This window comes from Streptomyces sp. NPDC007162, from assembly GCF_040634175.1.
Classification (GTDB): Bacteria; Actinomycetota; Actinomycetes; order Streptomycetales; family Streptomycetaceae; genus Streptomyces.
The window spans coordinates 18,134-38,217 of sequence record NZ_JBEYFC010000010.1; the positions used below are offsets into that span (position 1 = coordinate 18,134).

The 20,084-nt window shown below is 71.6% G+C and carries 16 protein-coding genes, 1 pseudogene and 1 riboswitch; of the genes and pseudogenes, 9 read left to right on the top strand and 8 right to left on the bottom strand.

Annotation, left to right across the window (positions count from 1 at the left end):
• Positions 1–14: 14 nt before the first annotated feature.
• From frr to ABZ646_RS02450, 3 genes and pseudogenes are all read left to right on the top strand, one after another.
• Complete coding sequence (gene frr / locus ABZ646_RS02440; RefSeq protein ID WP_132889831.1) at positions 15–572, top strand: ribosome recycling factor; 558 nt, start codon at positions 15–17, stop codon at positions 570–572.
• A 416-nt stretch (positions 573–988) separates the two neighbouring features.
• Positions 989–2,053: pseudogene (locus tag ABZ646_RS02445) on the top strand (phosphatidate cytidylyltransferase); the annotation flags it as partial.
• Positions 2,054–2,262: 209 nt separating this feature from the next.
• Positions 2,263–3,507: a cytochrome P450 gene (locus tag ABZ646_RS02450; RefSeq protein WP_360512128.1), complete on the top strand. Its 1,245-nt coding sequence runs from the start codon at positions 2,263–2,265 to the stop codon at positions 3,505–3,507.
• A 35-nt stretch (positions 3,508–3,542) separates the two neighbouring features.
• Here the strand turns inward: ABZ646_RS02450 and ABZ646_RS02455 are convergent, their stop codons facing one another.
• Positions 3,543–4,868 carry a cytochrome P450 gene (locus ABZ646_RS02455; RefSeq protein WP_360512130.1) on the bottom strand — a complete coding sequence of 442 codons (1,326 nt, stop codon included), beginning with the start codon at positions 4,866–4,868 and terminating at the stop codon, positions 3,543–3,545.
• 285 nt (positions 4,869–5,153) lie between these two features.
• On the opposite strand from ABZ646_RS02455, the gene rlmN reads away from it, so the two are divergent.
• The 4 genes from rlmN to ABZ646_RS02475 all read left to right on the top strand — a co-directional run bounded on the left by rlmN (position 5,154) and on the right by ABZ646_RS02475 (position 10,213).
• Positions 5,154–6,260, top strand: coding sequence for a 23S rRNA (adenine(2503)-C(2))-methyltransferase RlmN (gene rlmN / locus ABZ646_RS02460; RefSeq protein WP_360512132.1), 1,107 nt, complete (start codon positions 5,154–5,156; stop codon positions 6,258–6,260).
• A gap of 35 nt (positions 6,261–6,295) precedes the next feature.
• A riboswitch (TPP riboswitch) is annotated at positions 6,296–6,403 on the top strand.
• An 80-nt stretch (positions 6,404–6,483) separates the two neighbouring features.
• Complete coding sequence (locus ABZ646_RS02465) at positions 6,484–7,551, top strand: thiamine ABC transporter substrate-binding protein (RefSeq protein ID WP_360512134.1); 1,068 nt, start codon at positions 6,484–6,486, stop codon at positions 7,549–7,551.
• Positions 7,552–7,589: 38 nt separating this feature from the next.
• Positions 7,590–9,188: an iron ABC transporter permease gene (locus ABZ646_RS02470; RefSeq protein WP_360512163.1), complete on the top strand. Its 1,599-nt coding sequence runs from the start codon at positions 7,590–7,592 to the stop codon at positions 9,186–9,188.
• Entirely contained in the window at positions 9,188–10,213 is a 1,026-nt protein-coding gene (locus tag ABZ646_RS02475) for an ABC transporter ATP-binding protein (RefSeq protein WP_360512136.1), read from the top strand. The genes ABZ646_RS02470 and ABZ646_RS02475 overlap by 1 nt, the downstream gene beginning before the upstream one ends.
• A 97-nt stretch (positions 10,214–10,310) precedes the next feature.
• Here ABZ646_RS02475 and ABZ646_RS02480 read toward each other — a convergent pair whose 3' ends face one another.
• The 7 genes from ABZ646_RS02480 to ABZ646_RS02510 form a co-directional block, all read right to left on the bottom strand.
• Positions 10,311–10,994, bottom strand: a complete 684-nt coding sequence (locus ABZ646_RS02480) for an LAETG motif-containing sortase-dependent surface protein (RefSeq protein WP_360512138.1) — start codon at positions 10,992–10,994, stop codon at positions 10,311–10,313.
• A 192-nt stretch (positions 10,995–11,186) separates the two neighbouring features.
• Positions 11,187–12,326 (bottom strand): Rossmann fold nucleotide-binding protein, encoded by a 1,140-nt coding sequence (locus ABZ646_RS02485; RefSeq protein ID WP_360512140.1) that lies wholly within the window; start codon positions 12,324–12,326, stop codon positions 11,187–11,189.
• A 45-nt stretch (positions 12,327–12,371) separates the two neighbouring features.
• Positions 12,372–12,779: a VOC family protein gene (locus ABZ646_RS02490; RefSeq protein WP_360512142.1), complete on the bottom strand. Its 408-nt coding sequence runs from the start codon at positions 12,777–12,779 to the stop codon at positions 12,372–12,374.
• A 106-nt stretch (positions 12,780–12,885) separates the two neighbouring features.
• Positions 12,886–14,349, bottom strand: a complete 1,464-nt coding sequence (locus ABZ646_RS02495) for a hypothetical protein (RefSeq protein ID WP_360512144.1) — start codon at positions 14,347–14,349, stop codon at positions 12,886–12,888.
• On the bottom strand, positions 14,331–15,068 hold the full coding sequence (locus ABZ646_RS02500; RefSeq protein ID WP_360512146.1) for an ATP-binding cassette domain-containing protein: 738 nt from the start codon (positions 15,066–15,068) through the stop codon (positions 14,331–14,333). Before ABZ646_RS02500 ends, ABZ646_RS02495 begins: the two co-directional genes overlap by 19 nt.
• A gap of 195 nt (positions 15,069–15,263) precedes the next feature.
• Complete coding sequence (locus ABZ646_RS02505) at positions 15,264–16,646, bottom strand: aspartate aminotransferase family protein (protein ID WP_360512148.1); 1,383 nt, start codon at positions 16,644–16,646, stop codon at positions 15,264–15,266.
• Positions 16,631–17,152, bottom strand: coding sequence for an Lrp/AsnC family transcriptional regulator (locus tag ABZ646_RS02510; protein ID WP_030612872.1), 522 nt, complete (start codon positions 17,150–17,152; stop codon positions 16,631–16,633). The genes ABZ646_RS02505 and ABZ646_RS02510 overlap by 16 nt, the downstream gene beginning before the upstream one ends.
• 164 nt (positions 17,153–17,316) lie before the next feature.
• Here ABZ646_RS02510 and ABZ646_RS02515 point away from each other — a divergent pair, with 164 nt between their 5' ends.
• Positions 17,317–18,756: a gamma-aminobutyraldehyde dehydrogenase gene (locus tag ABZ646_RS02515; protein WP_360512149.1), complete on the top strand. Its 1,440-nt coding sequence runs from the start codon at positions 17,317–17,319 to the stop codon at positions 18,754–18,756.
• 119 nt (positions 18,757–18,875) lie between these two features.
• Positions 18,876–20,069, top strand: coding sequence for an extracellular solute-binding protein (locus tag ABZ646_RS02520; protein WP_360512151.1), 1,194 nt, complete (start codon positions 18,876–18,878; stop codon positions 20,067–20,069).
• Positions 20,070–20,084 lie beyond the last annotated feature (15 nt).

The window sequence follows — 20,084 nt, forward strand, 5'->3', positions numbered from 1 at the left end:
CGCAGGAGCAAGTGGTGATCGAAGAGACCCTCCTCGAGGCCGAGGAGAAGATGGAGAAGGCCGTCGTGGTCGCCAAGGAGGACTTCGCCGCGATCCGCACCGGCCGTGCGCACCCGGCGATGTTCAACAAGATCGTGGCCGACTACTACGGCGCGCCGACGCCGATCAACCAGCTGGCCTCGTTCTCCGTGCCCGAACCGCGCATGGCGGTCGTGACCCCGTTCGACAAGACGGCCCTGCGCAACATCGAGCAGGCGATCCGCGACTCGGACCTGGGCGTCAACCCGAGCAACGACGGCAACATCATCCGAGTGGTGTTCCCCGAGCTCACCGAGGAGCGCCGCCGCGACTACATCAAGGTCGCCAAGGGCAAGGCGGAGGACTCCCGGGTGTCGATCCGTTCCGTGCGCCGCAAGGCCAAGGACGCCATCGACAAGCTCATCAAGGACGGCGAGGTCGGCGAGGACGAGGGCCGCCGCGCCGAGAAGGAGCTCGACGACACCACCGCGAAGTACGTCGCACAGGTGGACGAGCTCCTCAAGCACAAGGAAGCGGAACTTCTCGAAGTCTGATGAACGACTCATCCTGGGGAGCCCCGCCACCCGCCGGGCCGCAGGCCGGGCAGGCCGGGGCACCGGCCGGGTACTGGCGGCCGACCGATCAGGGCACCGGCCAGGGCTACGGCCCCGGCCCGGCCGACGGCTCCGGCCAGGGCCAGGCCCACGGCTCCGGCGGAGGGCACGCCCACGGCGCAGGCCAGGGCTACGGCTCCGGTCCCGCCGACGGCGCCGGCCAGGGCTATGGGCGCGGTCCTGCCGACGGTTCCGCCCAGGGCTACGGCCCCGTCGACGGCTCGGGCCAGGGGCACGCCCACGGCTCGGGTGGAGGGTACGCCCACGGCGGCGGCCAGGGCTACGGCCCCGGTCCCGCCGACGGCTCCGGCCGGTACGGGCGGGGCGACGCCCACGGCTACGACCCGGGGTACGCCCAGGGAGCCGCCCCGGCGGGTCCCGCGTACGATGCGCATGACGCGCAGCAGACTCGCCCCATGCCCATCGTGCCCGACGACGTACCCCCGTACGGCGGTGACCAGGACGACGACCGGGGGGCCGCTCGGCTGAGCGGCCCCTTGTTCCGCAACGACACCTCGTCGGCGCAGCCCCTGCCTCACGCGGCCGCGTCGCAGAATCCGGAGCCCATGCCCGACGTCCCGCAGCCGGCGTCCGCGCCGCAGAAGAAGAGCGCGGGACGCGACCTGGGTGCGGCCATAGGCGTCGGCGTCGGACTGGGCGTCGTGATCGTGGCGTCCCTCTTCGTCGTCAAGGCCGTCTTCGTCGGCGTGGTGGCGGTCGCGGTCGTGGTGGGCCTGTGGGAGCTGACCAGCCGGCTCCAGGAGCGCAAGGGCATCAAGGCACCCCTGGTCCCGTTGGCGCTCGGCGGCGCCGCGATGGTGGTCGCCGGCTACGCGCGCGGTGCCGAGGGCGCCTGGGTGGCCCTCGCGCTCACCGGGCTCGCCGTCCTGGTCTGGCGGATGACGGAACCGCCGGACGGCTATCTCAAGGACGTCACGGCGGGTCTCTTCGCGGCGTTCTACGTCCCGTTCCTGGCCACGTTCGTCGCGATGATGCTCACCGCCGAGGACGGCGCGCAGCGGGTGCTGACCTTCCTCCTGCTCACGGTGGTCAGCGACACCGGCGCGTACGCGGTCGGCTGGCGGTTCGGCAGCCACAAGCTCGCCCCGCGCATCAGCCCGGGCAAGACCCGCGAGGGCCTGGTCGGGGCGGTGCTGTTCGCCATGGTCGCGGGCGCGCTGTGCATGCAGTTCCTGATCGACGGCGGCACCTGGTGGCAGGGCCTGCTGCTGGGCCTCGCGGTCGCGGCCAGCGCCACGCTCGGCGACCTCGGCGAGTCCATGATCAAGCGGGACCTGGGCATCAAGGACATGGGCACCCTGCTGCCGGGGCACGGCGGCATCATGGACCGCCTGGACTCGCTGCTGCCGACGGCTCCGGTGGTGTGGCTGCTGATGGTGCTGTTCGTCGGCAGCGGCTGAGGCACAGGCACGGCACGAGCACGGGCCCGACACCGGTAACCGCCACACGCCGTCGTACCCCCGCCGTGGGTGGGCCCCCGGCCTTCGCAGGGCGGGGGCCCACCGGCAGGTCCGCCCCGGATGCCGTACCAGAAATCGCCCCGCCGTGCCGGTCGGAGGCAGACTCCCTGTGAGGACGCCGTCTCCTCCGACGTGCAGGGAGTGTGCCCATGCCCCTCGACCCGGTCCCGGCCGCCACCCCGTCCCCCGTCCCGCCTGCGCCACCGGTGCGGTTCTGGTCCGTCGACGACCTGCCCGCGCTCGACCCCGACCCGTTCCTGGACGAGCTGCTGCGCGACGAACCGGTCACCCGGATCAGGCTCCCGCACGGTGCCGGACACGCCTGGCTGGTCACCCGGTACGAGGACGTCCGCTTCGTCACCTCCGACCCGCGGTTCTCCCGGGAACAGGTCGTCGGCCGCGACGTGACCAGCATGCGTCCGGAACCGGTGGCCTCGCAGACGGCCGGCCTGCAGTACATCGACCCGCCCCGGCACAACCGGCTGCGCCGGGTCGTCGCCCGGGCCTTCACCGGGCACGCCATGCAGCGGCTGCGGCCGACGGCGGAGCGCCGGGCCGGTGAACTGCTCGACACGATGGAAGCCGCGGGGCCGCCCGCCGACCTCATGGAGCATCTGCACGGTCCCTTCCCGATCGCCGTGGTCCGTGACTTCCTCGGTGTCGACGAGAAGGACTGGCACCGTTGGGCGGCGACCGGCGAGGCCCTGCTGTCGGCCGGCGCCGACTCCGAACAACGTGCCAGGGAGGCCGCGCGGGCCACCCGGGCCCGGATCGCCGAGCTGCTCCGAAGCCGCGGCGACGAACCCCGTGAGGACCTCGCCGGGGTACTGGCGCAGGCCACCGAGGCCGGCGAGATCACCACCGACGAGGCGATCTCCCTGGCCACCGCCATCCAGGTCAGCGGCGGCCACGCGGTCCGCAACAACAGCGGCTCGATGATGTACGCGCTGCTCACCCACCCCGGCCACCTGGACCGGCTGCGCCGGGAGCCGGAGCTCTTGCCGAAGGCCGTCGACGAACTGTTCCGCTACGTCCCGCACCGCAACGGCGTCGGCATCCCACGGGTCGCCGTCGAGGACGTCGAGGTCGGCGGCCGGCTGATCCGGGCCGGCGAAGCCGTCTACAACGCGTACGTCTCCGCCAACCGCGACCCCGCGGTCTTCACCGACCCCGACCGCCTGGACTTCGACCGCGCGGACGGCCCCCACCTGGCCTTCGGGCACGGGCCCCACCACTGCATGGCCGCGATCATGGCCCGTATGGAGGCCGAGGTGATGATCGCCTCGGTCCTCACCCGCTTCCCCGGCATCCGGCTGGCCGTACCCCCGGAACAGGTCGAGTTCCAGCGCCAGGGCCTGATCCGCGGGCCCCGCACCCTGCCGGTGACCTGGTGAGCCCGACGACTGGACGGCAGCGGGCCGACGGCCGGTCACCCGGGCGCGTGCGGAACGGCGCTCGGACGCGAGGCGGCACGCAGGCGCAGGCCGTCCGTCGCGAGTCCCACGAACGTGGTGACCCGGTAGGCGGCCTCCGGGCCGGGCGGCTCGCTCAGGCGGTGACGGCGGGCGGTCTGCGCGGTCAGGAGCGTCAGCATCTCCATGGCCAGGGCGGCCCCCTCGCAGCCGTGCGGCCCGGTACCGAAGGAGAGGAAGGCGCCGGGTTTCGCCGACGAGCCGGCGTCGTCGAGCCAGCGCTCCGGCCGGAACCGGTCCGGATCAGGGTGTTCCCGCGCGTCGCGGTGAGCGGTGTAGGGGCAGACGAGAACGGTCGACCCGGCGTCGACGGTGCACCCGGCGAGCTCGGTCCGGCGCTGGGCCTGCCGGGTCAGCAGCCAGCTCGGGGGGTGCAGCCGGAGCACCTCGTGCACCAGGGCCCGGGTGTAGCGCAGGCTTTCGAGATGCTCGCCGGTGGTCGCGGCCGGGTCCGCGGGCAGCAGGGCGGCCTCGGCCGCGACGCGGTCCGCCGCCTCGGGGTACCGCGCCAGGTGGAGCAGGATCCAGCCGGCTGCCCGGGACGGTGCCTCGAAGGTGGCGACCGTGATGCCCGGGAGAGTGTCGAGGACGGCCTGCTCCGGCAGCAGGCCGTGGTGGGGCGAGGGCCGGAGCATCTGCCCCAGCAGGTCGTCTCCCAGCGGGCCCGGTGCAAGGCGTCGGCGGACGACGGGCCGCAACGCGTCGGTGAAGGCGACCTGCTGCCGGGTGCGGAACCGCCGTGCCGGTGTGGGGATCCAGGGCGGCCATACCCAACGCGAGGGGCGGGCGAGCAGCTCCCGGGCCAGGAAGAGCCGCGCGGCGAAGGGCAGCAGGGCCGGAGCGTCTTCGGAGAAGAGGTAGCGCACGCCCACCTCTGCCAGGGCGTGCCGGACGAGGGGCAGGATCTCGACGTCCCGGCCCGTGGGCAACTGTTCGGCGAACCGGGCGGTCCCGGCCGCGATCTCACCGGTCCGGGCCACGACCGCCTGCGGCCGCAGTCCGCGCATCCGGGCGGTGTGGGCCCGGGCCCGTTCCTCGGCCGTCGGTGCTCCGCCCGACGGCCGCAACGGCGGGAAGAGGGGCGACGACGCCTTGCGGAAGTCCCGCGCGCGGTGCAGGACGTCTTCGCACGCACCGGCCGTGGCGGCCACGTAGACCCCCGGCTCCAGCTGCCAGACGTCCCCGCATTCCGCCGCGCCGCGGCGGGCCGTCGCCAGCCGGTCACGACTCCAGGCCGCGAAGCTGCCTCCGGGCAGCCGCGGCGGCTCCTTCAGCGAGCCCATGAGAACGTTTGCCGGCGGGAGCCACCCGGGGTCCCCGCCGGCGTTGCGGTCAGGCCGAGTCGTCGCCGGCGTACGCGTCCCACTCGTGTTCCCCATACGCACCGTAGTGGCGGGTGAAGAACAGCTTGCCGAGCAGCTTGGCGATCATGATTCACTCCTCACTCCTGTCGGCGGAACGGATGCCACATGCCCTATATTGCCATATATGCGACATATGTGATATTGGCCCCGGGGCGTCCGGACGGCCGCAGGCCACCCAAGTGGATCTGCGACACTGGTACCACCATGCCCAAGCCCGGAGAACTCACTTTCGTCGCCCCGCGCGGAGCCAAGAAGCCGCCGCGGCATCTCGCCGACCTCTCGCCCGCCGAGCGCAAGGACGCGGTGGCCGAGGCCGGGGAGAAGCCGTTCCGTGCCAAGCAGCTCTCGCAGCACTACTTCGCGCGGTACGCGCACGACCCCGAGCAGTGGACGGACATCCCGGCCGGCTCCCGGGACAAGCTGCGGGAGGCCCTGTTCCCGGAGCTGATGACCGTCGTACGGCATCTGTCCACGGACGAGGGCACCACCCGCAAGACGCTGTGGCGGCTGTTCGACGGCACGCTCGTCGAGTCGGTGCTGATGCGCTACCCGGACCGGGTGACCATGTGTATCAGCTCGCAGGCGGGATGCGGGATGAACTGCCCGTTCTGCGCGACCGGGCAGGCGGGTCTCGACCGGAACCTGTCCACCGCCGAGATCGTCCACCAGATCGTCGACGGTATGCGGGCGCTCAGGGACGGGGAGGTCCCGGGGGGACCGGCGCGACTCTCCAACATCGTCTTCATGGGGATGGGCGAACCGCTCGCCAACTACAAGCGGGTGGTCGGCGCCATCCGGGCGCTGACCGATCCCGCTCCCGACGGGCTCGGCCTCTCGCAGCGCGGGATCACCGTCTCCACCGTCGGACTCGTCCCGGCCATCCACCGGTTCGCCGACGAGGGCTTCAAGTGCCGGCTCGCGATCTCCCTGCACGCCCCCGACGACGAACTGCGCGACACCCTGGTCCCGGTCAACACCCGGTGGAAGGTGCGCGAGGTCCTCGACGCCGGGTTCGACTACGTCGAGAAGAGCGGCCGCCGGCTGTCCATCGAGTACGCGCTCATCCGGGACATCAACGACCAGGCGTGGCGCGGTGACCGGCTCGGCCGGCTGCTCAAGGGCAAGCCGGTGCACGTCAACCTCATCCCGCTGAACCCCACCCCGGGCTCCAAGTGGACCGCCTCGCGGCCCGAGGACGAGAAGGCGTTCGTCGAGGCGATCGCCGCGCACGGTGTTCCCGTCACCGTCCGGGACACCCGTGGCCAGGAGATCGACGGGGCCTGTGGTCAGCTCGCGGCCACGGAGCGGTAGCCTGAGGGCGGATCCACAGCCGTACCCACATCTTCATATTCCGACAGGGGAGCGCCACAGCGCTGAGAGTGCGGCAATCGGGCCGCAGACCCTCTGAACCTCGCCCAGGTCATTCTGGGTAGGAAGTTCGGTCATCACTCAAGCTGTTGCGCCCTGCCCGCGAGCCCCGTGCTCACGGGCAGGGCCGCGTCTCTTCCTGGTCCACCCCAGGAGGAAAACACCAGTGCACACCAGAACCCTCGTGGCCGCGGCCGTCGGGCTCGGTCTCGTCACGCTGTCCGCGTGCTCGTCGTCGGACACCGGCGCCGACGCCAAGACCGTCACCCTGGTCAGTCACGACTCGTGGGCCGTCTCCAAGAACGTGCTCAAGGACTTCGAGAAGCAGTCCGGCTACCAGGTCAAGGTCCTCAAGGACGGCGACGCCGGACAGGCCGTCAACAAGGCGATCCTGACCAAGGACAACCCCCAGGGCGACGTCTTCTTCGGCGTCGACAACACCCTGCTGTCCAGGGCTCTCGACAACGGATTGTTCCAGCCGTACGAGGCCAAGGGCCTGGGCCAGGTCGCAACGGCGTACCAGCTCGACGCCGCCAAGCACCGGGTGACGCCCATCGACTACGGCGACATCTGCGTGAACTACGACAAGGCGTACTTCAGCGAGCACAAGCTGGCCCCGCCCGCGTCGTACGCCGATCTCGTCAAGCCGCAGTACAAGAACCTCCTCGTCACGGAGAACGCCGCCACCTCCTCGCCGGGCCTCGGGTTCCTGCTCGGCTCCGCCGCCCGGTACGGGGACGGCGGGTGGCCGGACTACTGGAAGAAGCTCAAGGCCAACGGCGTGAAGGTGGTCGACGGCTGGGAGCAGGCCTACAACGAGGAGTTCTCCGGTTCGGCCGGCGGGAAGAAGGCCAAGGGGGACCGGCCGCTCGTCGTGTCGTACGCCTCGTCGCCGCCCGCCGAGGTCATCTACGCCGACCCGAAGCCCAGCACCGCCCCCACCGGTGTCGCGACCGGCACCTGCTTCCGGCAGATAGAGTTCGCCGGACTGCTGAGCAACGCCGGGAACACCAAGGGCGGCAAGGCGCTCATCGACTTCCTGGTCTCCAAGGAGTTCCAGGAGGACATGCCGCTCAACATGTTCGTGTACCCGGTGGTCAAGGGGGCCGCGGTGCCTGCCGAGTTCACCGAGTACGGTCCTGCGGCCCAGGATCCCGAGACCATGGCGCCCGACAAGATCGCCGCCAACCGTGACCAGTGGGTCAAGACGTGGACGTCACTCGTACTGAAGTGACCGCCGGCAGGCGGGCGGGCGCGGCGCGGCTCGGGCTGCTGCTCGTGCCCGTCGCGTTCTTCGCCGTCTTCTTCGCCTGGCCGGTCGCGGCGATCGTCACCCGGGGCCTGAAGGCCGACGGGGTATGGAAGCCGGGGCGGATCGCCGAGGTCGTCGGGCAGTCCGACATCCGGCACGTCCTGTGGTTCACCACCTGGCAGGCGCTCGCCTCGACCGCCCTCACCCTGCTGGTGGCGCTGCCCGCGGCCTATGTCTTCGCCCGCCTCGACTTCCCGGGCAAGCAGGTGCTGCGGGCCGTCGTGACGGTCCCCTTCGTCCTGCCGACGGTCGTGGTGGGGACCGCCTTCCTCGCGCTCGTCGGACGGGGCGGCCTGCTGGATGAGGTGTGGGGTGTACGGCTCGACACCACCGTCTGGGCCATCCTGCTGGCGCACGTCTTCTTCAACTACGCGGTGGTGGTACGGACCGTGGGCGGCCTGTGGTCGCAACTCGACCCCCGCCAGGAGGAGGCCGCACGGATGCTCGGCGTCTCGCCGGCGGCCGCCTGGCGCAAGGTCACCCTGCCCGCGCTCGCGCCCGCCGTGGCCGCCGCCGCGCTGATGGTCTTCCTGTTCACCTTCACCTCGTTCGGCGTGGTGCAGATCCTCGGCGGACCCACCTTCGCCACCCTCGAAGTGGAGATCTACCGGCAGACCTCCGAGATCTTCGACCTCTCCACGGCCGCCGTCCTCACGATCGTCCAGTTCGTCGCGGTCGGCGCGATCCTCGCCGTGCACGCGTGGACGGTACGGCGCCGGGAAGGCGCGCTGCGTCTTGTGGACCCGTCGGTGACGGCACGGCGGCCGCGCGGGGCCGGCCAGTGGGCGCTGCTCGCCGGGGTCCTCGCGACCATCGCCGTGCTCCTCCTCCTGCCGCTGGCCGTACTGGTACGGCGGTCGTTCGACGGCGGTCTCGGCTACTACCGGGCGCTGGGCGACGCCGACGGCGGCACCTTCCTGGTCGCGCCGATCGAGTCGGTGGTGAACTCGCTGGAGTACGCGGCCGCCGCCACCGCCATCGCGGTGCTGATCGGCGCACTGGCCGCCGCCGCGCTGGCCCGGCGGGACGCGGGACGCCTGGTACGCGGCTTCGACGCGCTGCTGATGCTGCCGCTCGGGGTGTCCGCGGTGACCGTCGGCTTCGGGTTCCTGATCGCGCTGGACAAGCCGCCGCTGGACCTGCGGCAGTCCTGGATCCTGGTCCCGCTCGCGCAGGCGCTGGTCGGCGTCCCGTTCGTGGTGCGGACCATGCTGCCGGTGCTGCGGGCCGTGGACGAGCGGCTGCGGGAGGCGGCTGCGGTGCTCGGCGCCTCGCCGTGGCGGGTGTGGCGGGAGGTCGACCTGCCGATGGTGCGGCGGGCGCTGCTGATCGCGGCCGGCTTCGCCTTCGCGGTGTCGCTGGGCGAGTTCGGGGCGACCGTGTTCATCGCCCGGCCCGACAACCCGACGCTGCCGGTCGCGGTGGCCCGGCTGCTGTCCCGCCCCGGGGATCTCAACTACGGCGAGGCGATGGCGCTTTCGACGATTCTGATGGTGGTGTGCGCGGTGGCGCTGCTGGTGCTCGAACGGTTGCGGACAGACCGGACGGGGGAGTTCTGATGCCGCTTCTCGAACTGGACGCGGCGACCGTGCGGTTCGGTGCGCGCGCCGTGCTCGACACGGTGGATCTGGCGGTCGCCGAGCACGAGGTGGTGTGTGTGCTCGGACCCAGCGGGAGCGGCAAGTCGACGCTGCTGCGCGCGGTGGCGGGGCTGCAACCGCTCGGTGCGGGGCGAGTGCTGCTCGACGGCCAGGACCAGGCACGGGTGCCGGCGCACCGGCGGGGTGTCGGGCTGATGTTCCAGGACCACCAGCTGTTCCCGCAGCGGGACGTGGGCGGGAACGTGGCCTTCGGGCTCCGGATGCGCGGAGCGGGGAAGGAACAGCGGGCCGCGCGGGTGGGTGAGCTGCTGGAGCTGGTCGGGCTGCCGGGGGCCGCGCGGCGGGCGGTGGCCGGGCTGTCCGGTGGTGAGCAGCAGCGGGTGGCGCTCGCCCGGGCACTGGCGCCCCGGCCGCGGCTGCTGATGCTCGACGAACCCCTGGGGCAGCTCGACCGCTCGCTGCGGGAGCGGCTGGTGGTCGAACTCCGGGAGCTGTTCGGGCGGCTGGGGACGACGGTGCTGGCCGTCACGCACGACCAGGGCGAGGCCTTCGCGCTGGCCGACCGGGTGGTGGTGATGCGGGACGGGCGGATCGCCCAGTCCGGTACCCCTCTTGAGGTGTGGCAGCGGCCGGCCGACGAGTTCGTGGCCCGCTTCCTCGGCTTCGGCAACGTGGTCCCGGCGACCGTCGAGGGCGCGGCCGCGGTGACCCCGTGGGGCAAGCTGCCGGTGCCGGAGGGCTCGGGGCAGGGGGCACGGTCGCTGCTGGTGCGGCCCGCGGGCGTACGGCTCGTCGCAGCCGCCGCGGGGCTGCCCTGCACGGTGACCGCCCGGACCTTCCAGGGCACCCACGTCACCGTCCACCTCCAGCCCGAGGACGGCGGCCCCCGCCTGGAGGCGGCCTGCGCGCTCAGGGCGGCGCCGGAGACCGGGGACGCGGTGGGCGTCGAGTTCGACGCGACGGAGACCGTCGTACTGGACTGAGTCCCCTCGGGCACGACCGGGACCTTCGGCACACGACCGAGGCCCGTCCCCGGGGGAACGGGGGCGGGCCTCGGTGCGGTACGGGTGTCGGGCGCGGTCAGTTTCCGCTGTGCGCGCCGCGACGGCGCATGCCGAACCAGACGGCTCCGCCGCCGACCGCGACCAGCGCGCCGGCGATACCGGCGATCAGGCCGGTGTTGGAGTTGGCACCGGTCTCGGCGAGGTTCGACTCACCGACCGCCGGGGACGGGGCGTTGTCCGACGAACCGGCCGGAGCGGTGCTGCTGCTCTCGCTGGCCGACGGGGTCGGGGAGGCCGACTCGGCCGGGGTGGACGCGGACGCCGACGGGGACGGGGTGGCCGACTCCGACTGCGACGGCGAGGGGCTGGCGCTCTCCTCGGACGCGCACGCCGTCGAGGGGGTCGTCAGGTTCGGCGTGATGTCCGTGTCGATCTGGGTCTTGCCGCTGTCGACCTTGACGCGGACGCGGTACGTCGCGTTGGGGGCCCAGTCCTCGGAGAAGGTGATCTTAGCGCCGTCCTTGGAGCCCGTGACGGTCTGCGCCTCGCCGACCTGCTTGGCGTCGGCGCCGTTGTTCTCGAGGAACACGGTGATGGTGGCGGCCTTGCCGGAGGCGTCAGTGTCCGTGACGACGATGGCGCCCTTGGCACCGTCGCAGGTGGCTTCGGCGGAGAAGTCCTTGATGTTGCAGGCGAAGGCGGTGCTGGAGACGCCCAGGGCCAGTGCGGCCGACGCGGAGGCGACACCCAGGATGCGCACGGAACGACGTGCACTGCGGCGGGATATGGACACGTTTGTCCTTTACTGAGTGCAACTGCGGGGGGTGAACGGGGGAGTTGACGCAACGGCGAGATGAGGCATCAGAATCCCCGAGAGGCTCACAGGTCTATAAGCGTTCCATAAGCAGTGTCAATGCATATGCGGTCCACGGGTGTTGACTTTGCACAGTCGTTAACTGCCGAGACGTTTCAGCGCCTCTGCGGCCTGCTCGATCCGGTCAACGAGGCCGATACGGGACGCCATCGACCGCTCCCGCGCCAGCGAGGTCAGCAACTGCCAGGCAGGCAGCCGCTCGCTCCAGTGCGCCTCGTCCACGAGCACCATCGGGGTCGGCTCGCCCCGCGACTCGTAGTAGTTGGGCGTCGCGTTGTCGAAGATCTCCTGTACGGTCCCGGCCGCGCCCGGCAGGAACACCACACCGGCGCCGGAGCGGGCCAACAGGCCGTCCTCGCGGGTGGCGTTGGCGAAGTACTTGGCGATGTGCGCGGCGAAGGCGTTCGGCGGCTCGTGACCGTAGAACCAGGTGGGGATGCCCACCGAGGAGCCGCCGTCCGGCCAGCGCTCGCGGACCTCGAAGGCGGCGCGCGCCCAGTCGGTGACCGAGGGCCGGAACGACGGCGCCTTGGCGAGGAGTTCCAGGGCCTCGTCGAGCATCCCGTCCTCGAAGGGGGCCGCGTAGGCGCCCAGGTTCGCCGCCTCCATCGCGCCCGGCCCGCCGCCGGTCGCCACGGTGAGGCCGGCGCGCGCCAGGTCCCGGCCGAGCCGGGCGGCGCCGGCGTACTCCGCCGTGCCGCGCGCCATCGCGTGCCCGCCCATCACGCCCACCACCCGGGCGCCGATGAGGAGTTCGTCGAGCGCGTCGGAGACCGCGTCGTCGTGGATCGAACGGAGCATCGAGGCGAATATGTCGCCGTCCGCCCTCGTCTCCTGGAACCAGGCGTACGAACGTGCGTCCGGGGTTGCTTCGTAGCCTTCGGCGAGTGAGTCGAACAGTTCGCCGGGGGTGTAGACGAAGGCCCGGTACGGGTCGAAGGGGAGGTCCGGGACCGGCGGGAACACCAGGGCGCCGGACGCGCCGACCCGGGCCGCGGCCTCGGCCGACATCGGGCAGCCGAGGAAGACGGCCCCCGTGGTGTCGGTGGCCAGCAGGACCTCCGTACGGCCCGTCAGGTCGACGGCTTGGACGCGGTACCGGGCGAGGGTTCCGTGCGCGGCGACGATCTCGTCGAACTCGGCGAGCGACTCGATCTCGAGGTCACGGGCGGCACGGTTCGGCTGCGCGGGCCTTGGCTGGGCGGGTGTCGGTTGCACCCGCCCATGCTGGCACAGCTGTTCGCAGGGACGGCGCGCAGGAGGTCAGCCCTGCACCGCCGCCGGGTCCATCCACACGACCTCCCAGCTGTGGCCGTCGAGGTCCTCGAAGGAACGGCCGTACATGAAGCCCTGGTCCTGGACGTCGTCGTTCGCCGTGCCGCCGGCCGCGACCGCCTTCTCCACCAGCTCGTCGACCTTCTCGCGGCTCTCGGCGCTCAGACAGATCAGCACCTCGCTGGTCTTCGTCGAGTCGGCGATCTCCTTCTTGGTGAAGTCGGCGTAGCGCTGCTTGCTGAGCAGCATCGCGATGATCGTGTCGCTGATCACGACGCAGGCGCAGTCGTCGGTGCTGAACTGCGGGTTGATCGTGTAGCCGAGCTCCGTGAAGAACTTCCGAGACGCCGCCACGTCGTCGGTGGCCAGGTTCACGAAGATCATCTGCTGGTACATGGGTGCCTCTTCCTCCGGTGTCGTTCTGTTCGAGGGTTTGACCGGGGGACGCGGCGAAAGTCATCGGTCGGGTCGGACTTCTGTGCGGTGCATTGACCGCGACCGCTCAGCGGACCAGGGGGCGGGCGGCGAGGTCGGCGATCAGCAGGGTGAAGGGGCCGAAGAAGGCGAGCAGGGCGCCGGTGCGCAGGGCCGCCGCGCCGCGCAGCAGCGTCGCCGGGGCACCGAGGCGCAGCAGTGCTTCGGTGGTGGCGGCGCGGGACTGGCGGGCCTCCACGGCGGTGGTGAGGAGCGTGGCCACCGCGCAGCCGGCGACCACGAGGCCGCCGAGGGTGGTGAGCGGGCCGCCGGGGTGCTTGTCGCCGCCGTGCAGGACGGTCGCCGCGAAGGCGGCCGACGTCACCGCGCAGACGACGCCGAGGGGGCGGCCGATACGGGTGGCCTCCGCCATCAGGCCACGGCCGGCCAGCAGCCGCAGGGCGCCGGGGCGGACGGCCTGCAGGAGGCGGCCGCACAGGTGGGCGAGGGCCGGGGCGGCGAGGACCAGGCCGAGGGCGGTGAGCGACCAGCCGACCAGGAGGCCGACGGGACCGGTGGCGAGACCGCCGGGAAGGGCGGTGCGGGGGGAGGCCCCGGTGACGCCTGTGTAGGACTCCGTGGCGAGCCCGGCGGCCAGGACGGCGACGGCCCAGGGGAGGCCGGTGGGGGCGGGGTCGGCCGCGGCGAGGGTGGGCGGGATCTCGCTCACCGGCGCCGGCAGGGCGCCGTCCGCGCCCGCCCTCCCCCACGCTCGGCTTCGCTCGCGCGGGGGGACCCCCATCGCCCCAGCGGCACGACCGCCCACGGGATGACGGGACGGCTGGTCGCCGTCCGCGGAGTGCTGGGACGGCGCGGTCTCGGGCGCGGGGTGTCCGGGGAGACGGGTGTTCGCGGTGGGGCGGGAACCCGTGGTGGCGTCGGCACCGGTGGTGCTGTGGGCCCCCGTGGCGTGGCGGGCACCCGTGGTGTTGCGGGCGCCGAAGAGTGCGTACACCGGGTTGCGGGCCGGTGTGCCGGGCAGGTCGCGGGGGCGCAGGACCAGGGCCACCGCTGTGGACGCGAGGACCGGGGGCACGGTCAGCAGGGTCAGGGCCGCCGGCAGGGGCAGGGGCTGGTCCGCTGCCAGGAAGTCCTTGGCCGCGCCGTCGAAGGGCATGCCCGTGAGGTCGCCGCGCAGGTGCAGGAAGACGGCCAGGGCCAGCAGCGAGCCCAGGGTGCAGGCGAGGACCGTGTTGAGGGCGGCGACGGCCATCAGACGGGCCGGCCCGAGGCCGAGGGCGGACAGGCCGGGGCGGGGTCTGGTGCCGGGGTCGGTGCGGGCCACCGCCACCGCGAGGTACACCGTGGCGGCGAGCGGGACCGCACACCAGGAGAGCCGCAGGAGTGCCGCCGTCGAGTGGGCCGGGTGGGCCATCGCGTAGCCGAGGGCGGACAGGAGGAGAAAGCCCGTGCCCGCCGCCGCCGCGGCCACCAGGAGGCGGCGCAGCTGGACGGCCGGGTGGGCGACGCGGGTCAGGCGGAGAGCGAGCACTCGGCCCGGCCTTCCGCTTCGGGGGCGGGCAGGTGGACCGTGTTCACCCGGCGGCCGTCCAGGAGCGAGACCCTGCGGTCGGCGAGGGCGGCCGTCTCCGCGTCGTGGGTGGCGAGGACGACCGTGATGCCGTGCGAGCGGGCCGCGGTGGTGAGGGTGCGCAGCACTTGGGCGCGGTCGGCGCGGTGCAGTGGGGCCGTCGGCTCGTCCGCGAAGAGGATGGTGGGGGAGGGGGCGAGGGCGCGGGCGATGGCGACCCGCTGCCGTTCGGCCTGCTGGAGCTGCGCCGGGCGCCTGCGGGCCCGGTCGCCGACGTCGAGGCGGTCCAGCCACTCCAGCGCGGCCACCTTGGCCCGGCGGCGGCTGGTGCCCCGCAGCATCAGGGGCAGGGCGGTGTTCTCCCACACGTTCAGCTCGGGGACCAGCGCCGGGACGGGGTCGATCCAGCCGAAGCGGTCGCGGCGCAGCCGTTCGCGGGTGACCGGGCCCATCCGGTGCACGGCCGTGCTGTTGAACCAGACCTCACCGCTCTGTACCGGCGTCAGACCGGCGAGGCACCTCAGCAACGTCGTCTTGCCGCTGCCGCGCGGACCGCTGACGGCGAGGATCTCGCCCTCGCGCACCGCGAGCGAGACCCCGGTGACACCGGGCGAGCCGTCCTGGTGGCGGAAGTGCAGGGCGCGTGCCCACAGCACGTCGTTGTCCGGCGGGGCCTCCATGGGCGTACACCTCGGTTCTGATCCGTTTTGCCGTGCCTTCCCACGTCGGGGGGAACGAAGGCTGGGCCGATCGGTCACGTGCACGCTAGGCAGGACCGCGGGCGGAGCCCGGGCAGCACACGGCCCCGGGCGTCCGTTCTCACTCGAACGGACGGCACCGGGGCCGGCGGCGGTCAGCCGATCAGGGGCGCGGACTCAGAGCTTCGTCCAGGCCTCCGTCAGCGTGGCGCGCAGGATCTGCTCGATCTCGTCGAAGGTCTCCTGGTTGGAGATCAGCGGCGGGGCGAGCTGGACGACCGGGTCGCCGCGGTCGTCGGCGCGGCAGTACAGGCCGTTGTCGAACAGCGCCTTGGAGAGGAAGCCGTACAGGACGCGCTCGGTCTCCTCCTCGTTGAAGGACTCCTTGGTCGCCTTGTCCTTGACCAGCTCGATGCCGTAGAAGAAGCCGTTGCCGCGGACGTCGCCGACGATCGGCAGGTCGTGCAGCTTCTGCAGGGTCGACAGGAACGCGCCCTCGTTGTCGAGGACGTGCTGGTTGAGGCCCTCGCGCTCGAACAGGTCGAGGTTGGCGAGGCCGACGGCCGCGGAGACCGGGTGGCCGCCGAAGGTGTAGCCGTGCAGGAAGGTGTTGTCGCCCTTGTAGAACGGCTCGGCGAGCTTGTCGGAGATGATGCAGGCGCCGATCGGGGAGTAACCCGAGGTCATGCCCTTGGCGCAGGTGATCATGTCCGGGACGTAGCCGAACTTGTCGCAGGCGAACATCGTGCCGAGGCGGCCGAAGGCGCAGATGACCTCGTCGGAGACGAGCAGGACGTCGTGCCGGTCGCAGATCTCGCGGACCCGCTGGAAGTAGCCGGGCGGGGGCGGGAAGCAGCCGCCCGCGTTCTGCACCGGCTCCAGGAAGACCGCGGCGACGGTGTCCGGGCCCTCGAAGAGGATCTGCTGCTCGATCTGGTCGGCGGCCCAGCGGCCGAAGGCCTCCGGGTCGTCGCCGAAGAGCGGGGCGCGGTAGATGTTGGTGTTCGGGACCTTGTGGGCACCGGGGACGAGGGGCTCGAAGGGAGCCTTCAGCGCCGGCAGGCCGGTGATGGACAGGGCGCCCTGCGGGGTGCCGTGGTAGGCGACCGCGCGGGAGATGACCTTGTACTTGGTCGGCTTGCCCTTGAGCTTGAAGTACTGCTTGGCCAGCTTCCAGGCGGTCTCCACGGCCTCGCCGCCGCCGGTGGTGAAGAAGACCTTGTTCAGGTCGCCGGGCGCGTAGTCGGCCAGGCGCTCGGCCAGCTCGACGGCCTTCGGGTGGGCGTACGACCACACCGGGAAGAAGGCCAGCTCCTGAGCCTGCTTGAAGGCGGTCTCGGCGAGTTCCGTGCGGCCGTGACCGGCCTGGACCACGAACAGGCCCGCGAGACCGTCCAGGTAGCGCTTGCCCTTGTCGTCGTAGATGTAGGTGCCCTCGCCCCGGACGATGGTCGGGACGGGGGCGTTCTCGTACGAGGACATGCGGGTGAAGTGCATCCACAGGTGGTCGTACGCGGTGCGGCTGAGGTCCTTCTGGGTCACGGTTATCGGGTTCCCCACATGTAGGTCTGCTTCTTCAGCTTCAGGTAGACGAAGCTCTCGGTGGAGCGCACCCCTGGCAGCGCCCGGATGCGTTTGTTGATGACGTCCAGCAGGTGGTCGTCGTCCTCGCAGACGATCTCCGCGAGGATGTCGAACGAGCCCGCGGTCATCACCACGTACTCGACTTCCGACATGGCCGTCAGCGCGTCCGCGATCGACTCGACATCACCTTCGACGTTGATGCCGACCATCGCCTGCCGGCGGAAGCCCACGGTGAGCGGGTCCGTGACGGCGACGATCTGCATGACGCCCTGGTCCAGCAGCTTCTGGACGCGCTGGCGCACGGCCGCCTCCGACAGGCCGACGGCCTTGCCGATCGCGGCGTACGGCCGGCGGCCGTCCTCCTGGAGCTGCTGGATGATGGCGAGGGAGACGGCGTCCAGCTGGGGACTGTTGCCGTTCCTGGACTCGCGGGACGAGTCCCTCTGGTCTGCGCTTCGACTGGCCACGACCTCACTGTGCACGACGTCTCGACGGTTCCGCAAGGCCGTATCGATGAAATTCGTTGTTTCAGGGAGCCTGTGTTGCGGATTTCGCAGAGTCGACGCGGCCGGGGGTGTTGAAAACGTGGGATCTCGGATTACTGTGGGTGTCTCAGTGATTGGACACCGAACTTGGAGGGCCGGCAGTGAGCACCGAGCTGCGTCGCCTGCGCAACTACATCGACGGTGAGTTCCGGGACGCCGCCGACGGACGGACCACCGAGGTGGTCAACCCCGCGACCGGCGAGGCGTACGCGACCGCGCCGCTGTCCGGGGCGGCCGACGTCGACGCGGCGATGGCGGCCGCGGCCGCGGCCTTCCCGGCCTGGCGGGACACCACCCCGGCCGAGCGGCAGAAGGCCCTGCTGAAGATCGCCGACGCGTTCGAGGAGCGGGCCGAGGAACTCATCGCGGCCGAGGTGGAGAACACCGGCAAGCCGGTCGGTCTGACGCGGGACGAGGAGATCCCGCCGATGGTCGACCAGATCCGCTTCTTCGCGGGCGCGGCCCGGATGCTGGAGGGCCGCTCCGCCGGCGAGTACATGGACGGCCACACCTCGATCGTCCGCCGTGAGCCGGTCGGCGTCTGCGCGCAGGTCGCGCCGTGGAACTACCCGATGATGATGGCCGTGTGGAAGTTCGCCCCGGCGATCGCGGCGGGCAACACCGTCGTGCTCAAGCCGTCGGACACCACCCCCGCGTCGACCGTCCTGATCGCCGAGATCCTCGGCGGGATCCTGCCCAAGGGCGTCTTCAACGTCATCACCGGCGACCGCGAGACCGGCCGTCTGATGGTCGAGCACCCGACCCCGGCGATGGCCTCCATCACCGGCTCCGTGCGCGCCGGCATGCAGGTCGCCGAGTCCGCGTCCAAGGACGTCAAGCGGGTCCACCTGGAGCTGGGCGGCAAGGCACCGGTCGTCGTCTTCGAGGACACGGACATCGCGAAGGCCGTCGAGGGCATCTCCGTCGCCGGCTTCTTCAACGCGGGCCAGGACTGCACGGCCGCCACCCGCGTCCTCGTCCACGAGTCCATCCACGACGAGTTCGTGGCCGCGCTCGCGAAGGCCGCGGCCGAGACGAAGACCGGGCAGCCGGACGACGAGGACGTGCTGTACGGGCCGCTGAACAACCCGAACCAGCTGAAGCAGGTCTCCGGCTTCATCGAGCGGCTCCCCGCCCACGCCAAGGTCGAGGCCGGCGGACAGCGGGTGGGCGACAAGGGGTACTTCTACGCGCCGACCGTCGTGTCCGGGCTCAAGCAGGACGACGAGATCATCCAGAACGAGGTCTTCGGGCCGGTCATCACCGTCCAGTCCTTCACGGACGAGGACCAGGCCGTGCAGTGGGCCAACGACGTCGAGTACGCGCTGGCGTCGTCCGTGTGGACCAAGGACCACGGGCGGGCGATGCGGATGTCCAAGCGGCTCGACTTCGGCTGCGTGTGGATCAACACGCACATCCCGCTGGTCGCGGAGATGCCGCACGGCGGGTTCAAGAAGTCCGGTTACGGCAAGGACCTGTCGGGCTACGGCTTCGAGGACTACACGCGGATCAAGCACGTGATGACGTCGCTGGACGCGTAGGTCGTAGGGCCGAAGGCCGGGCGCGGGGGCGCCGGCATCGGCAAGGTGTCGCGTCCGCGTCAGGCCGCTCGACGCAGCGTCGATTGCCCGCCCACGGGCGGGCGCGCCATCCTTCAGGTGTGCCCCGGACCCCTTCTCAGACGCCCGCGCTCTCCCGCCGCTCCCTGCTGCGCGCTCTCGGCGGCACCGCCGCGCTGGGCGCGCTGGCGGGTTGCGGGGTGCCCGCCGCCTACGTCAAGGCCGACGACCGTGCCGTGAGCGACCTGTCCGCCAAGGACCACAGGCTGGTCTTCGCGAACTGGCCGCTGTACATCGACGTGGACGAACACAACCCCGACAAACGGCCCACGCTCGACGCCTTCGAGAAGCACACCGGGATCTCCGTCGACTACATCGAGGAGATCAACGACAACGACGAGTTCTTCGGCAAGATCAGCCCCGCGCTGATGAACCACCAGTCCACCGGCCGGGACCTCATCGTCATGAGCGACTGGATGTGCGCCCGGTTCGTGCGCCTGGGCTGGGTCCAGAAGATGGACCGCGCCCACCAGCCGAACGTCGCGAGGTACCTGGACCCGCTGCTCCGCTCGCCCGCCTTCGACCCGGGCCGCCGCTACACGGTGCCGTGGCAGTCGGGCATCACCGGCATCGCCTACGACCGCAGGAGGCTGGGCCGCGAGATCCGGCACGTCAAGGACCTGTGGGCGAGCGACCTCAGGGGCCGGGTGACGTTGCTCTCCGGCCTCGACGAGGCGTTCGCGCTGCTGATGCAGGGCAACGGCGTGGACATCACCAAGTGGACGGCCGACGACTTCTACACCGTCTGCGACGAGGTGCAACAGCAGGTCGACCGCGGCCAGATCCGCCGCTTCACCGGCAACGACTACACGAAGGACCTGGTCAGCGGAGACGTCCTGGCCTGCCAGGCGTACTCGGGCGACGTCATCCAGCTCCAGGCCGACAACCCCGGCATCCGCTTCGTCGTCCCCGAGGAGGGCGCGGAGCTGTGGTCCGACTCCCTGATGATCCCGGACCGCGCCGCCCACAAGGCCAACGCGGAACGCCTCGTCGACTACTACTACGAGCCGGCGGTCGCCGCCGAGCTGGCCGCCTGGGTCAACTACGTCTGCCCCGTCCCGGCGGCCCAGCAGGTCCTCGCCGACTCCAGGGACAAGGACACCGCGGCGCTCGCCGAGAACCCCCTGATCTTCCCGAACGCCGAGATGCGCAGCCGCCTCGCCGTCGCCCGGGACATCACGTCGACGGAACGGGTGGAGTTCGCCAAGCGCTGGAACAAGATCGTGGGGCTGTAGGCCGGCGGACGTCCC